The sequence below is a fragment of the Psychrobacter sp. APC 3279 genome (assembly GCF_030407795.1).
Lineage (GTDB): Bacteria > Pseudomonadota > Gammaproteobacteria > Pseudomonadales > Moraxellaceae > Psychrobacter.
In genome coordinates this window covers 65,072-81,273 of the sequence record NZ_JASDCR010000006.1, presented here as the reverse complement: position 1 = coordinate 81,273, position 16,202 = coordinate 65,072, and the positions used below count along the sequence as shown (strand labels likewise).

The following is a 16,202-nucleotide window of genomic DNA, read 5'->3' as shown; positions in this document are numbered from 1 at the left end:
ATGAACCTAAAATCTATCAGCCATAAAAAAGCGCAGCGTCAAAAGTTACGCTGCGCTTTTTTTGAGAGATTCTTTAGATAATATAAGACAATCAAAGCATATTGTTATGCTGAAACAGGCTTGTCCAGTCTCACTACAAAGCTATCGCAAGGTACATTGGGCAAGATATTATCCGCAGTTGCCCCACTGATCCATGCAGCTATACCCGTACGCTTATGACGACCGATGACCAATAGATCGACATCGTGTTTATGGCAGTAGCTGACGATACCTTCACTGCTAGAAATGGCAGTGGTGACTTCCGACGTTGCTGCATTTAGCTGATTGCGTTCAAGGAATTGTGCCAGCTTTGCACGCGCTTCTTGGCAGCGTTCATCATCAATCTCATCGTATAGGCTAGAGGCAGGCACCAGCTCATAGCCGAAGCCAACCATGGTGTCTTTGACAATATGCAAAACAGATAGCTTAGAGCCTGGACGGTTTTCGACGATGCGCTTGGCCTTTTGTGCGACTATATCTGCATCAGAGAGTAAGTCGGTGACCAGTAAAATATGTTCGTAACTCATAGCGTCTTCCTCATATCAGATAGTATTTACTATAGCACTACTCTAGGGCGCTGTTAAGTAAAGCTTGTCGTCTTTAGCAGCGGATTGGAGCAATGCCAATTATTCCAAGACAGGCTGATCAAGCTTCACCACTAAGCTATCGCAAGGGGTATTTGGCAAGATACTATCGGCAGTGGCTCCTACCAACCAAGCCGCAATACCATGGCGCTCATGGCGTCCAATGATAAGTAAGTCGACGTCTTTTTCACGGCAGTAATTAATGATACCTTTACTATTAGAGATGGCAGCGGTGACCTCAGAGTTGATTGCTTCCAGCTCGTTACGTGCCAAAAATTGCGCTAATTTCGCCCGTGCTTCTTGCCACTTTTCACTATCGACATCACCCGAGAGGCTAGAGGCAGGCACAAGCTCATAACCGAAGCGCACCATGTCATCCTTGACTATATGCAATACGGACAGTCTGGCTTCAGGAGAGCCTGCGAGAATACGTTTGGCTTTTAGCGCCACTTTGTCCGCATCAGACAGCAAGTCAGTAACCAGTAAAACGTGTTGGTAGCTCATAAGATACTCCTAGTTAGTCATTAACTTTATAGTAGCAGTGCAAATCACCTTTGTTAAGCGATAAATCCATAATAAAATTGTGGATATTTATAAATTTGTAACTTTAAGGCATTACTCGTTAAAGTTGATAGCCACGTAGATTATGTAATGGATTATTGCATGACTGCTGCCTTGACTTATCCATGTTGCAGCCCCACTAATAGCGCTAAGCCAACGATTTTTTAGCCAATTTATTACTCTATTTTCCCTGACAGTCAGGGCACTATACGCATGATAAGCGATAAGGATAACTATGACGGACACGCCATTTACTGCTGATTTAACCTTGCATCCAGCATTTGAGCTGATTGAGCATCGCCATATTGAGGCGCTATCGATGGATGTGCTGATCAGTCAGCATGTAAAAACAGGAGCGATGCATTATCATCTGGCACACCCAAGTGATGAAAATGCGTTTTTGGTCGGCTTTCGCACCCAGCCGATGGATTCAAAAGGCGAGGCGCATATCTTAGAGCACGTGGCATTATGTGGCTCGAACAAGTTCCCAGTACGTGATCCGTTCTTTTCAATGATTAAACGTTCGCTCAATACCTTTATGAATGCGATGACCGCCGCTGATTGGACGGCCTATCCGTATGCGACGCAAAATAAAAACGACTATTTTAACTTGCTCGCTGTCTATCTAGACGCGTCGTTTTTCCCGAATATCCATCCGCTCGATTTTGCCCAAGAAGGCATCCGCGTCGAGCTTGATGAAAATGATAAGCCGCAGTTTAAAGGTATCGTTTTTAATGAGATGAAAGGCGCGATGAGTGGCGAGATTGATCAGCTATATCATACGGTAGCTCATCATCTGTTCCCAACGACAACCTATCATTATAATTCAGGCGGCGATCCTGCCGATATTCCTGACTTGACGCACACTGAGTTGACCGAGTTTCATCAGAGTCATTATCATCCGTCAAACAGTGTCATTATGAGCTTCGGTAATATCCCTGTTGCTGAAACGCAAGCGAAGATACACGAAGATGCTTTGATTCAATTTGAAGCAGGCAAGAAGCATGTATCGCGTCCAGAGCAACGTTTGTCTGCACCAATCAGTGCGGTTGATACTTATACTGCTGACGAAGCCGGCCCAGATCAAACGCATCATGTGGTTGCTTGGTTATTGCCATCGATTACCGATCCTAAGCAGCGCTTAGCATTACGTCTGTTAGAAGGCGTATTGATTGAGCATGCAGGTTCGCCATTGCGTGCTTATCTTGATAGTCATCCACTGGGTAAAGCGCCAAGTCCGCTATTGGGTCTTGATGATAGTCATTATGAAATGGTCTTTTATACGGGTCTGCGCGGCTCCAACCCTGAACATGCCGAAGCGGTCGAGCAGGGTATTATTGACTTGCTGACCGAAGTAGCCAATTCACCAGTCGACGACGAGACAATCGAAACCATTCTGCATCAGATTGAGATTGATCAGCGTCATATCGGTGGCGACAGCATTCCTTATGGTCTAAACCTTATGCTAGAGGGCTTTAGTACCGCCATTCATGATGGCAACCCTATCGACGTTTGGGAAGTGGATGAGCACCTACAATGGCTACGCGAGCAAGTCGTCGATCCACAGTGGCTACCGAACTTGATTAAAACGCATTTATTGGATAATCAGCATCGCGTACGCGTAACGATGACCCCTGATAGCGAAAAAACAGCCCGTTTGGCAGCAGCTGAGCAGACTCGTTTGGATACTATCGCGATGGATTTGACTGCTGATGACAAGGCTATTTTAAAGCAACAAGCCTTAGATTTGGCTGCACGTCAAGCTGCGCCAGATGATTTGAGCTTATTGCCGAAGGTAGGTCTAGAAGACGTACCAACGGATATCAGCTTTAAAGAAGGCACCCAAAAGCAGGTGCGTTTGAGCGGGCAAGACAGCACGCTATTTGAGTATGAAGCTGGCACCAATGGTATTTATTATTATCAAGTGATTGTTCCGCTCACTGAGGCAATCGGTAATGCGAGCGCAGATGAGCTACCAGTCAATGATGTGATCAATCATCCATTGTTGCCTATTTATTTAAGCCTACTGTCTGAGCTAGGTACTGACTCGCTTAGCGCTCATGAGATGCAAGCCAAGCAAGCAGCACATTCTTCTGGTGTGACCGCTCGTATTAGCCAGCGTACCAATGTTGATGATAGCCAAGCGATTAGCAGCTATTTTGTGGTGGCAACGCGTGCGCTAAATCGTAAGCCTGAAGCGATTGATTTGCTCAAAGAAGTCATGGAGCACAGTATCTTCTCTGAGCATGACCGTATCAAAGAAATCTTGCAGCAGCGTCAAGCAGGTTGGCAGTCAAACCTAGCAGGCTCAGGGCACTCTTATGCGATGCAAACGGCCAGTCGCGGTATGAGTCGCCAAGCGCAGTTGGAATATGTGCGCAGTGGTCTACCAGCATTGAACGCACTTAAAGATTTCTTGGCACATGCCAGCACTGACGACGCCCAGTGGGACCAATTGGCTACGAGCTTGATGGATTTACATCAACGTCTGATCAGTTTGCCTAAGCATGCCGTTATTATCTGTGAAGCAGAGCAAACCGAACGTTTAAGTAGCTTAATCGTTAATAGCTGGAAAGACAGCCAAGCGCCAAATATTGCTGAGAATTTGACCAATATTGAGACTAATATCCCAAGCGAGTTTGCCAATCTGCAATTAGATACTGCATTGAATGGTGCGACTGATACAGTCAAAACATTAGAAAATGGTGTGGCGCTTGATGTTGCAGATCTAGCATGGCTAGTACCAACCAATGTCTATCATAACGCCAGTGCGTATACCGTACCTGCTGCTGACCATCCTGATACCGCTGCATTAATGGTATTGGCGCCTTACTTACGTAATGGATATTTGCACAGTGCGATTCGTGAGCGCGGCGGTGCCTATGGCGGCGGCGCAGGTTACGATGCCAACGCTTGTGCCTTTAAGTTCTTTAGCTATCGTGATCCACAGTGCGCTGAGACCTTTGCTCACTTTGACGCTAGTATCGAGTGGTTATTAAACGAGCCACAGACCGATGAGCAATTGGAAGAAGCTATCTTAGGTATTATTTCAGGTATGGATAAGCCGGGCTCTCCTGCAGGCGAAGCAATCAAAGCGTGTTTTGCAAATCTACATCATCGCGGTGTCGACTGGCAGCGTAAAATGCGTGCGTCAATATTGGCCGTGACAGTTGCTGATTTACAGCGCGTTGCCAAGCAATATCTGCAAGGGCAAAAGCATGTACGCGCGGTGCTAGCGCCTTATGACAAAGAAGAGGCAGTAAAAGGCCTAGGCTTTGAGGTTTGTAGAATTAAGAGCTAAGACAATTAGGTTTGTTCTTTATTAAAAGTTGAGCACAAAAAAGCCAAGCATCATGCTTGGCTTTTTTGTATGTAGTATTTGCTTAGTACCGTTTGATACTCAAATCTTTGCCGATTTTGTCTTGATGGATCGGAAATTCTGATAACTCGTTATACTGCTTACGATCAGCAAAATAGTTTTTTAAGGTAAGGCGAATGGCTTCAAAGGCGAGCGTATCCCATGGAATATCTTCTTCAGAAAACAGCGCACAATCAAGGCTTTCTGAGCCAATACCGTATGCACCATCTTTTAGATCGGCTAGATAGATAGAGTAGATCTGTCCAATATCTGGTAGGTCATAAATGCAGTATAGATGCGGATTCAGTACGATGGCATCAGCTTCTTCGTAGCTCTCGCGTGCCGCCCCTTCAGCCATGGTTTCGCCGTTTTCCATAAAACCTGCAGGTATCGTCCATAGGCCGTACTGGGGCTCAATCGCGCGGCGGCACAGTAGCACTCTGTCTTCGTGTACGACTAGCGAGCCACAGATAACCTTTGGGTTTTCGTAGTGGATATAGTGGCAATTGGGGCATACCAAGCGCGGCATATTATCCGTAGGTGGGATTTTTCGTTCTGCTTTATGACCGCATTGGAGACAATAGCTCATATCAACTACCTTGTTATAAAAGTTATTGTGTATGATGTTTTTTATAGGTTATAAGACCTATATTCTGAAGTGCTGCTGTCATCGTTTCGAGATAAGTTAGATACAAGGACGGTGAGACAAGTACCACAAGCAGTAAACTGAGTGAACCTGACGATAAACCTAACTTAAACGTACCTGACTTATATAAGATATTATTCTAAAGAGCAGCTATCGTCTTAAGATAGCACATATTATCGACGGACAGAATCACGATAACAGTAACGCATCATTTCACAGATAGGCTGACTATTATTAGTTAATAGGGCCGTTATTGAGCATTGATAAGCAATGAATCAGTCACATAAATAGCATGCAGCCACTATTATATTGCGCTAGTCTAGTGAGTGTTCAGTAATTATTGATATCAAAGCCGCTAACAAAACGAGTGACCGAGACAAATAAAAAGATTGTTGGTTTTATTTATTAGTCGCGATTTTAATAATAGAAAATAAGAAAGATGCTGTTGATACCGCTTAATAACGATAAAAATATAGGGCAATTATAATGTTATTCCCACCGGAGGCTGTGAGCTTCGATAACCTGTCAGTTGCTGTCCCAAGTTTTATTCGTCATCCTACACTCAGAAAACTGGCCGAGCGAGTGCAGCACGAGACATTGAACGCGCTGACGAGTCCAGCGATGTACGAGAGTGGCAACACCTCACAAAGTACGCGTATTTTGGACAGCCTATATCAGACACCGATTGCTGATGCCTCAATACTGGTCGCTATTACTCATGAGCGCAGGCCTAAACTACTACTAACACGCCGCGCCGCCCATATGAACAGTCATGCGGGTGAAGTGTCTTGTGTGGGTGGTAAACATGATCGAGGCGATGGTAATAATGTCGTTACTGCATTGCGTGAAGCCTGTGAAGAAACAGCGCTACCACCCAATAAAGTCCAATTGCTTGGTCAGCTACCGATCCAAACTTCAAAAAGTGGTATGAGCGTACGTCCAATCGTGGCACTCATCGCCCCAGGTCTAGTGCTAGTTCCTGAAGCGGGAGAAATATCACGTATCTTTTGGGCAGACTTAGAATCGTTAGTCACTCAACCAACGGTAGAGTATGAAATTGAGTATAAGATGCAAGAGCAAATGGCTACCATACTGACGCCGAGCTGGCAGGTCGATGGTGAGACAGTGTGGGGACTAACAGGACGGGTAATTGCCAACCTATTAGAAACAGGGTTTGATCGACAGCTCGAATGGTATTACCGCGTAGAAAAAAAACGCTGATAAATGTCATCTACTTATAATATAGTCGATGCAATTCAAAAGTAGTACAAGGCAACCGAGTGTAGATGTATATGTGATACTTCAAACGAGGTTAACGCAGTAATGCTTTTATAGTGGAATGACTATGGTCATCTATTTATAATAATCATCATTTTTCTTAAGCCACCAGTTCATATTGTCTTGGCGCTTGGCACGGAATGCTTCTAGCTTATGAGCAACGGACGCATTATGCTGCCTTGCAGTATCGAGCGCAAAAAGAATCGGTACCGAAGACAACACGCCAAAGCGTATCTTTGACTTTGGTAAGTCCAGACCATCGCCTATATCATCACCGACCAAAGTCCGAGTGACACTCGCGTTGACCATTTCAACAAAACGTCCACGGCGATTATCTTCACCCATCAGCTGACGCGGTAAATCATGCAATGCTTTTGCCAGTGGCTGACCCATCTTAAAATCTAGCTGCTGTATCGATAGATAGGTATAGAGCCATTCCCAACACGCGGCCTCATCTTTTGGTAAACGATCTAGATCAACCCCCATCCAATAACTGGCAAGATTCCAGAGATGCAAGATACCTTCGGCTTCTTCTGTGCTAATACGTGCGCCCAACAATCGTAGACCGCGCATAATCAGTAACGAGAACTGTAAGTGGGTGGCAATCATATCGGTTTGATTGATAGGGATGCCCCAATAGTCAGTATTCCAACTGCCGTCAGGGTTATGATGTTGCTCGGCATTTGGTATCACGCCTGTAGCCGCATTGCCTTTCCCTTTGAGTAAGTTTTGCCGTACCAAAGTATGTATCTGACGTACTTGGATCGATTGTCGCCAGCCCTCAGAGCCAATGGCTAACACTTGCTCGACAGGTTTATTTTGATTAACTGCACTCATATTAGATGAAGGGTGTTCAGACACAGCTAGGATATAAGCATAAGTACGCATCAGTCGCGGTAGCGCATCGTGCATCAGTGCACCTGTCTGAATGAGCGGTAGCGAGAGGGCAGGGATGCTATAGCCAGCCATCAGAGCAACATTACGCAGTAGCCAAATGAGCATCAATGGATAGCGCCGATAGGCAACTGCACCTATCTGAGCAAGCTTTGGGTCGAACCAGTTAGGATGGCTGCTAAATTGCTCAGTGAGCGCGCTAAATGATGGATTGTTTACAAGGTCCTTGCTTACAAGATAATTGTTTGCAGGATTATTTTTTGGGCTATCGCCAAGAATAGTATGCTGTAAAGGCTTTGCAAATTTTATGTTCTGAGCGGCTAACGCATCTGCGAGTGGATCACCAATATCATAACCTGCTACTATCTCATCAAGTAGAGCAGGCGAGATCGTAAAGTCTTTTGGCAATAGATAACGTTTAATGCGTGTTAAAACCTGCAAATCGCTATGGTCATCGATAGCAGTGGTACGCCCATGACGCTGATAAGCGTTCGATGATTGAGCATTCGATGATGGAAAGTCAGGTTTGTCAGTTGGAGTACTTGCCGTATTGATGATTTTCTTATCCATAGTTATCAAGTACCATTTTCAGAGTGAGGACATGCCTTAGAACGTAAAACTTGCATTGCGTTAGCTTCGCATCTCAGTCATTCGTAAAAATTATTGGATTGGTTCAACGAATCTAATTGCTGCTGTGTTGTTCGGATACGGCGTTTGGTATCACGAATCTCATCAGATAGAGATAGCAGCCGTGCACGGGCTTCTTTTTCATTAGAAAAGTCTAGCATGTCACCATTTTCCAGCTTATCGAATTCTGATTGATAAGTATCTAAGAGGCGATTGTCTTTGTCTAACTGACTGTCTAAGGCGTAATAATCTAGCCCTTTTTGATTAGCTGCTTGCAATGTGTTGGCCATAGTGATTGGGCAAACGTTGTTCAATTGACGACCACGTCTGCCAATGTTATAGGCATTATTGATGGTGCAGTATTGTTGTAGACCAATTTTACGACCGCGCTCCCATGCTTGGTAGTCAGGCGCGACGCTAGCTTTGGCACAGGCTTTTGTATGGGAGGCTAATCGATCTGAATGGTAACCTGCCACGCCATCGTTATAGCCGATAGCTTGCCAGTCACCGACGAGACATTCTTGCTTGGAGAGTGTTGCACAGCCTGCTAGCAGATAGATACTACCGAACACAGATAACCCTAATGCCAGTTGACGTACAACGCGGTGTATAGGTCGGTACATGATTAGCTCCGGTAGCTGTGATAACGATAATAACTATGAACACAAATAAATGATGCTAGCAATCAATCACGTTATATAGTCTTGTCATTGATTGCTAAATTATTTCTAAACATCACGATAACGCATATATAAATAAAATAGAGCAGCTTATAAATGGCATCAATATTAATCAGTACCACTATAAGCTACTCTACGTTTCATTAATGCGGGCGAGTCAAATCGACCGATGTACCGCTAGCATTGTCTTTTAAGCTCATTTTTAGCATGATGTAACCTGCGATACCAGAGACGATTGAACCCATAATAATACCCAAGCGCTCATCAAACATAGTGGTGTCGCCAGCGAACGCCAAGCCACCAATGAACAAACTCATGGTAAAACCAACACCGCATAATAGAGCTGCGCCGTAGATTTGCTTATAGTCCATACCTTTTGGCATGGTTGAGATACCAAGTTTGAAGATTAACCAGCACATGAACATGACGCCTAGCTGCTTACCAATAAACAAACCAGCGGCGATACCTAGCGGCACTGAGTGGAATAACTCAGCAAAACCTGCGCCTTCGAGCGAGATACCTGAGTTGGCAAAAGCAAAGATTGGCAAAATACCAAAGGCGACGGTATTGTGTAGATCGTGCTCTAGCTCTTCAAGCGGAGAGTGCTCAGGATCAGTACGGTCGAACATCGGGATAAACAGTGCTAGTACCACACCTGCCAATGTTGCATGGATACCGGACTTGAGTACGGCAATCCACATGATCAGACCAATGAGTAGATATGGCGTGATATTGGTGACGTTACGGCGATTAAGAACATATAAAAACGGCAAACATAAACCAGCTACTGCCAATGACTCTAACGACAACTCACTGGTATAAAACAAAGCGATAATCAGAATCGCACCAATGTCATCAAAGATAGCAATAGAGACCAAAAATACCTTTAAAGAGTTAGGTACACGGTTACCTAAAAGACTTAAAATACCGAGTGCAAACGCAATATCTGTAGCCGCAGGAATGGCCCAACCTTTCCAAAACTCAGGCTCATTGTAGTTAAAGAGCAGATAGACAATCGCTGGCATAATCATGCCGCCCAATGCAGCCCCTGCTGGCAGTATTATCTGCTTGACGTTGGACAGCTCACCGATGAGTACTTCACGCTTAAGCTCTAATCCAACCAAGAAAAAGAAAACCGCCATCAGACCATCATTGATCCAGTGATGAGCGTCTTTGGCAATCGCAAACTCACCAATCTGAATGGCGACTGGTGCATGAATAAAACCTTCATACCAAACATTAAGAGGGGAGTTGGCAATGATCATTGCAGCAATGGCAGCCAATGCTAAGACGATACCGCCTGCTGCCTCAAATTCAAAAAATGCCTTAATCCTTCGTATTGCCATATCATCCTCATTCGCTAAATACAATTTACTAAATAACCTCAAATATCCATCAATGTCTGCGCTACCTATAATGTGGAGGTAGCAAATAGACAGAAACAGTTTCTCATACTCTTATCAATATAGACAACAAAATACGTTGAGCCAGTGCCAACGGTCTACTTTTTTATATTCACAATAGCAATATTATAAAGAGGATTTGACGAGCACAATAGTTGTAAGTCGTTACATCTTTTTAATAAGTCGCTATTCGGTTGAGCATATTCGGAACGTTATTAGACAAATTTAGCAGACTTTGTTACGTTTTTGGCTTTTTTTACGGTTTTATCTTTATAATGAGCAGCGCTGTGCAACGTGTCATTATTTCTTTTGCTAGCACTGGTAAGCTATCAGCTTATCGATAACGATATTTTAGCCTTATCTCAGAACGCATTTTCTCTTTTTATCATATTTTGCAGGTCAGTGTCATGGACTTAACTTTCTCGTTAGAGATTATTTTAATGCTTACTGCGGTGGCCGCATTGGCAGGATTTATTGATGCTATCGCTGGCGGTGGTGGATTGTTGACTATCCCTGCCATGCTACTGGCTAATATCCCACCAGTATTAACGCTTGGTACCAATAAACTGCAAGCGGCATCAGGCGCATTAGCTGCGTCTATTACTATGATTAGAAAAGGGGTCGTCAAACCGCAACGAATCAAAGTAGCTATCATCGCCGCTTTTATTGGTTCCGTTATCGGCACCATCGCTGTACAAATGTCACCACCTGACTTGCTCGAAAAGATAATTCCATTTTTGATCGCTGCTATCGGTATTTATACGTTATTTGCCCCTAGATTGGGTGAAGTAGAGGCTGCACCGCGTATCTCAGAGAGCAAATGGCAAAAAGTCGTGGCACCGTTGATTGGTTTTTATGATGGTTATATCGGTCCAGGTACGGGTATGTTTTTTGCGCTTGGCAATGTGGCGTTACGTGGTCGTCAAATTATCGAAGCAACAGGCGCGGCTAAAGTGTTGAATTTATCGACCAATATTGGCTCGTTAATCTTCTTCATTTTGGGTGGTAACGTACTGTGGAAAGTGGGGCTAGCGATGATGGTTGGACAAACCATCGGTGCCTACTTTGGCTCGCATATGGTGGTTAAAGGCGGTAGCAAATTGATTCGTCCAGTAATTGTATTGGTATGTCTGGCGATGTTGACCAAGTACGTGTTTGGCTAATTAATTGTTGATAGAACCGTATCAACCATGATTAGTTACTGGTTATTGATCATAAAAAAACCTCAGCCAACTTGACTGAGGTTTTTTATTTTATGCACTTCTCTCTCGCAGGCGTGGGTTAGCGGCGACGATCAACATCATCGTATTCACTACCCATGATGCCATCACTAAAGACTTCAGAGAACTCACGCTCGTTGTCTTCATCGATATGACCATCAAATACATCTTTTGCACCAGCGTTAGGATCGTTGTAAATAGCCAGATCCATTTTGCCTTCTGATTTTGCCACGATAGTAGTAACAGCAGCATCACCACCGACGTTTACAGCAGTACGTAGCATATCAAGAATACGATCCACACCCAAGATTAGACCGATACCTTCGATTGGTAGACCCACTTGAGCGAATACCATAGACAGCATGATTAGACCAACACCAGGTACACCAGCCGTACCAACAGATGCCAGTACTGACATCAAGATGACGGTTAAGTATTCGGTCACGCCCAAATCAATGCCGTAAATGTTGGCAATAAAGATGGTCGCAGTACCCTGCATGATAGCCGTACCATCCATATTGATGGTAGCACCAAAAGGAACAGTGAACGACGCAACTGAGTTGTTTACACCCATACGTTTGGTAACCGTACGCAAGGTAATAGGAATCGTCGCGTTCGAGCTTGAGGTACTAAAAGCAAAGATCTGTACTTCACGCATTTTTGCCAAGAACGTCTTGATAGACAAGCCTGAAGACACTTTTAGTACAATCATCATGGTGATAAAGAAGTGGAAGGCCAATGAACCGACCAATACCGCAACATAACCAAGTAGTGACCAAATCAAGTCTAAACCTAGCTCTGCCATTGCTTTGGTTAATAGCGCAAATACACCATATGGTGCAAGGTTCATAATGATCGTGACCATCTTTAAGATGACTTCATTGATTAGCTCTAGGCTCTGCACTAAGCCTTTGGCAGGTTTACCGACCATCAAGATACTGACGCCGATCAAAATAGCAAAGAAGATGATCGATAACATATCGCCATTTGCCATCGCGCTGATGGGGTTCGATGGGATAATGTTAGAGAATACATCAAGTAGAGGCGGCGCTGACGCAGCTTCAAACTCGGCTTCCGTTCCGATATTCATGCCTTTACCGATACCGAATAGCGAGCCAAGACCAATCGCAGTCGCAATAGCGAGTGCAGTGGTTATCATATAAATAATGAACGTTTTGGTACCAATACGTCCAAGTAGGCGAATATCACCGATACCGCATACACCGCAAATCAGTGAGATAAGCACCAAAGGTACGACCAACATTTTTAGCGAGTTGACAAATAGTTTACCAACAATGGCAAGGAAGCCATTGGTGATGTAAGTATTAACAAAGCTACCTTCGCCGTTCAATCCTGAGTAGTTTAGAAATAGGCCCAGTCCAATACCGAGCACCATGGCAACAATGATCTTGCCCGTCAGTCCCAAATTCTTCCACATAATTCATATCCTTTGTGTGCATAACAGCTTTATAGTAAGTGTTCATTAGCCAACATAATTGTACTTATCAGCCTTACTACAAAGCTTGTTATGACTATTAAGTTCCCGTGATTGTCGCTCGATGTCACATTTTCGTGGACAATATAAAAGAATAGCTAAGGGCACTGCAAGATTTTTTTTCTGATTTTATTCTAAATGTACATTCCTCGTTACAACTATGTGCCCATAATATAGTCAATATTTATTCTAAACGGTTTGTTTCCCATATGAAACAAAATATTCATGAAAGAGTTTTCAGGGTAAGCAAATATGTCAAACTATTGATATTGAACCATTGATTTTGAATCATTAAAATGGAAAGAAAGAAGTAAGACTCATATGATTAATTAAGCTTAAAATTTTCAATAGACCTAAAAAAGCCAGACTATCGTTTATAGGTAGTCTGGCTAATAAAAAGTGAAAGTTTTACTATAAAATCTAATAATGCTCAGTTTCTAATAGCGATATTAAAAATAGAATAGACCATTAAACCTTATCGTCTTCTTCGCGTGATAAAGGTGATTGACGTTCTAAAGGTTTGATATTATTATCACTTGCTTCCGTATTTATCTCATCAGGTGGTGCAATATGACGATTGTGATTATTGCCCATACGCTCGTTAAGATGTGATTCAGCGTCACGATGGCGATGATCGAGTGCCTCTACTTCAGGCTCTGATTCTTCAAAATCTGTCTGCGAATTTACTTCTTTGACAGTATCTTGCTCACTGACCAACTCTACATCGCCATCACTTTCATAACCATGATTAGGATTAGCATCGCCAGTATGGTCGTCTGTATTTGCAGTACTGTCTAGATCGCTAATAGCTGGTCCGTTAGTGGCTAGCTCATCGACGGCAGCTGCATCGGTATCCACAGCGATACCGTTTTTACTCTGAGCTTGTCTTTTTAGCTGTGCGTAATCAGTCAGTTGGTGAACTGCATTTTCAAGCGCATGAGGATTGTCACGTTCTAGCGCTTCCGATAGATGCTCGTCAAACGTATCAGTCAATAATGAATCAAAACGCATGGCGTTATATTGAATCAGAACTTCTGCCTCTTCTTCGGTAATGCCACCATTTTGACTGGCGTGTACCACATGGTCTTCAAAGGTTAGACCTTCAAAGCTGTCTTGATGCTCTGCCTTTTTGAACTTCTGCCACAATGGTTCGATTTCGACCAACGTCTGATAAGCATGTTCCATACGACCAGTCACATCGTCTGCATCGGTGTTGTAATAAACCATGGTTTTTAGATAATCGCGGAACGGGTTGGCTGCAAAATCATCCATGAAAGTATCGCCCAACTGGCGTTTTAGCTCATCGCTTGCTGGGGTAAAGATACGTCCACTTGGGAAGGTCACAAAGCTGACCACATTGGCTGCCATACGATTCGGGAAGTTGGCAAAGAATGACACAAAGGCTTCTTGAATCGTGTACAAGCTGTTTTGTAGCGCAACTTCAGCATGCAACCGTTCAGACTCTGATTTACTACCATGCTCATAGAATTGCAAAATAGCAGTCGCAATAAATAGATGACTATGGATATCTGCTAAACGACCAGAGAGCATCTCTTTACGCTTTAAATCTCCTGCTAGTAGTCCTAATGCCATATCAGCAGTTAGGGCAAAGCTCGCACTTAAACGATTAATATGTTTGTAATAGGGACGGGTAAAGGCGTCTGCGAAACTCGGGGCCTTATCGCTACCACCGATGTAACCTGCGACAAAGGCTTTTGCACCACGGTTAAACGTGTAGCCCAAATGTTTGAAGAAAAGGGTATCGAATTTTTCAGTAGCAGCAGCTTTGTCTTCGCTCTGTAGTAACTGAAGCTCGTCGAATAAATAAGGATGACAACGCATCGCACCTTGACCAAAGATCATGAGTGAGCGGGTCAAAATGTTGGCGCCTTCGACAGTGATAGAGACAGGAATCGCTTGATAAGGTGTCGCCAAAAAGTTGCGCGGCCCCATCTGTACAGCACGACCACCGACCACATCCATACCGTCGTTAACGACGCTACGCATGGTTTCAGTCGCATAGTATTTGGCCATGGCAGTCATGACTGAGGGCGTACCACCTTGGTTTAATCCGCAAGTAACCAAATGACGGAATGCTTCTAACATATAAGTGTTACTTGCCATACGGCTAGTAGCGTCCTGTACACCTTCAAATTTACCTACTGATATCTTGAACTGTTCGCGAACTTTGGCGAATGCACCGACAGATAGGTAAGTCATTTCACTGGCTGATGTCGATAGAGCTGGTAGAGAAATACCTCGGCCAACGCCCAAGCATTCCATCAGCATACGCCAGCCACGACCAGCGTTCTCAACACCGCCGATGATGTAATCTAATGGAATAAAGACGTCTTTGCCATCGACCGTACCATTCATAAATGGTGAACCGATTGGATTATGACGTGGTCCTGTTACCACACCTTCGTGATTAGCTGGAACGAGGGCACAGGTAATGCCGTAATCGGTTTTTTCAGGATTACCAAGCAGACCTTCAGGATCGTGCATTTTGAATGCTAAGCCAACCACAGTAGCGACAGGTGCTAGGGTAATCCAGCGCTTAGAGAAGTTCATGCGTAAGCCAAGCACTTGTTCGCCTTCGTGCATACCGTAGCAGACTACACCTGTGTCAGGAATCGCGCCTGCATCAGAGCCAGCTTCGGGCCCAGTCAAACCAAAGCAAGGCACTTCATCACCTTTTGCAAGACCTGGTAACCAGCGCTGCTTTTGCTCGTCTGTACCATAATGCATCAATAGCTCACCAGGGCCGAGCGAGTTGGGAACCATACAGGTCACAGCGGCAGTTGGCGAGCGCGAAGCAATCTTGCTCATTACACGACTTTGCGCATAAGAGCTAAATTCTAAGCCGCCAAATTCTTTTGGAATGATTAAACCTAAGAAACCATTACTTTTAATAAATTGCCATGCCTTAGGTGATAGATTTTTATCTTTATGCTGGATTTGCCATTCATCAAGCATGGCACATAAGGTTTCTACTTCATTATCAATGAAACTTTGCTCTTCTTCTGAAAGCTGCGGATAAGGATAATTGGCAAAGGTATCCCAGTTTGGCGCACCCATAAACAGCTCTTTTTCCCACCAACTAGTACCCGCATCAAGCGCTTCACGCTCTGTATCACTCATACTCGGCATCGCACCGCCCAGCGCTTTATATACAGGCTTAGTGATTAACGATTGGCGAAGCGGTGCAATGAGTAAGACCAAGCACAGTAGTGCCATTGGTATACCCAAAATGAGTGACCATGGGCTGATAATTGCGGTGACGATAACCGTAATCAGGGCGACGATGCTACCGGTGACCCGTGATAAGGACAACAAAAAGATGGCCAAGACCACGGCTAACTGAATGATGACTGCCAAAATAAACAAGCCAATTGCCATGACTATCTCCTTTAAAGC

The 16,202-nt window shown here is 44.1% G+C and carries 11 protein-coding genes; 3 read left to right on the top strand and 8 right to left on the bottom strand.

What is annotated here, in order from left to right:
* Positions 1-104: 104 nt before the first annotated feature.
* Both QL898_RS04415 and QL898_RS04410 read right to left on the bottom strand, forming a co-directional pair.
* On the bottom strand, positions 105-566 hold the full coding sequence (locus QL898_RS04415) for a universal stress protein (protein WP_057761630.1): 462 nt from the start codon (positions 564-566) through the stop codon (positions 105-107).
* Between the two features lie 99 nt (positions 567-665).
* Complete coding sequence (locus QL898_RS04410; RefSeq protein ID WP_290175938.1) at positions 666-1,127, bottom strand: universal stress protein; 462 nt, start codon at positions 1,125-1,127, stop codon at positions 666-668.
* Between the two features lie 292 nt (positions 1,128-1,419).
* On the opposite strand from QL898_RS04410, the gene QL898_RS04405 reads away from it, so the two are divergent.
* Positions 1,420-4,485 (top strand): insulinase family protein, encoded by a 3,066-nt coding sequence (locus QL898_RS04405; protein WP_290175937.1) that lies wholly within the window; start codon positions 1,420-1,422, stop codon positions 4,483-4,485.
* 82 nt (positions 4,486-4,567) lie between these two features.
* Here QL898_RS04405 and QL898_RS04400 read toward each other — a convergent pair whose 3' ends face one another.
* The gene (locus QL898_RS04400; protein WP_290175936.1) at positions 4,568-5,131 is read right to left on the bottom strand and encodes an NUDIX hydrolase; all 564 of its coding nucleotides are present in this window, start codon (positions 5,129-5,131) and stop codon (positions 4,568-4,570) included.
* A 543-nt stretch (positions 5,132-5,674) separates the two neighbouring features.
* On the opposite strand from QL898_RS04400, the gene QL898_RS04395 reads away from it, so the two are divergent.
* Positions 5,675-6,409 carry a CoA pyrophosphatase gene (locus tag QL898_RS04395; protein ID WP_290175935.1) on the top strand — a complete coding sequence of 245 codons (735 nt, stop codon included), beginning with the start codon at positions 5,675-5,677 and terminating at the stop codon, positions 6,407-6,409.
* A gap of 132 nt (positions 6,410-6,541) precedes the next feature.
* Here the strand turns inward: QL898_RS04395 and QL898_RS04390 are convergent, their stop codons facing one another.
* From QL898_RS04390 to nhaA, 3 genes are all read right to left on the bottom strand, one after another.
* Entirely contained in the window at positions 6,542-7,930 is a 1,389-nt protein-coding gene (locus QL898_RS04390; RefSeq protein ID WP_290175934.1) for an oxygenase MpaB family protein, read from the bottom strand.
* A 77-nt stretch (positions 7,931-8,007) separates the two neighbouring features.
* Positions 8,008-8,610 (bottom strand): DUF2799 domain-containing protein, encoded by a 603-nt coding sequence (locus QL898_RS04385; protein WP_290175933.1) that lies wholly within the window; start codon positions 8,608-8,610, stop codon positions 8,008-8,010.
* A 200-nt stretch (positions 8,611-8,810) separates the two neighbouring features.
* Positions 8,811-10,013: a Na+/H+ antiporter NhaA gene (nhaA, locus tag QL898_RS04380; protein ID WP_102091810.1), complete on the bottom strand. Its 1,203-nt coding sequence runs from the start codon at positions 10,011-10,013 to the stop codon at positions 8,811-8,813.
* Positions 10,014-10,477: 464 nt separating this feature from the next.
* On the opposite strand from nhaA, the gene QL898_RS04375 reads away from it, so the two are divergent.
* Positions 10,478-11,233, top strand: a complete 756-nt coding sequence (locus QL898_RS04375; protein ID WP_114701602.1) for a TSUP family transporter — start codon at positions 10,478-10,480, stop codon at positions 11,231-11,233.
* 118 nt (positions 11,234-11,351) lie between these two features.
* Here the strand turns inward: QL898_RS04375 and QL898_RS04370 are convergent, their stop codons facing one another.
* A complete protein-coding gene (locus tag QL898_RS04370) occupies positions 11,352-12,728 on the bottom strand; it encodes a dicarboxylate/amino acid:cation symporter (RefSeq protein WP_102091812.1) in 1,377 nt (458 codons plus the stop codon).
* A gap of 525 nt (positions 12,729-13,253) precedes the next feature.
* Positions 13,254-16,184, bottom strand: coding sequence for an acyl-CoA dehydrogenase (locus QL898_RS04365; RefSeq protein ID WP_290175932.1), 2,931 nt, complete (start codon positions 16,182-16,184; stop codon positions 13,254-13,256).
* Positions 16,185-16,202 lie beyond the last annotated feature (18 nt).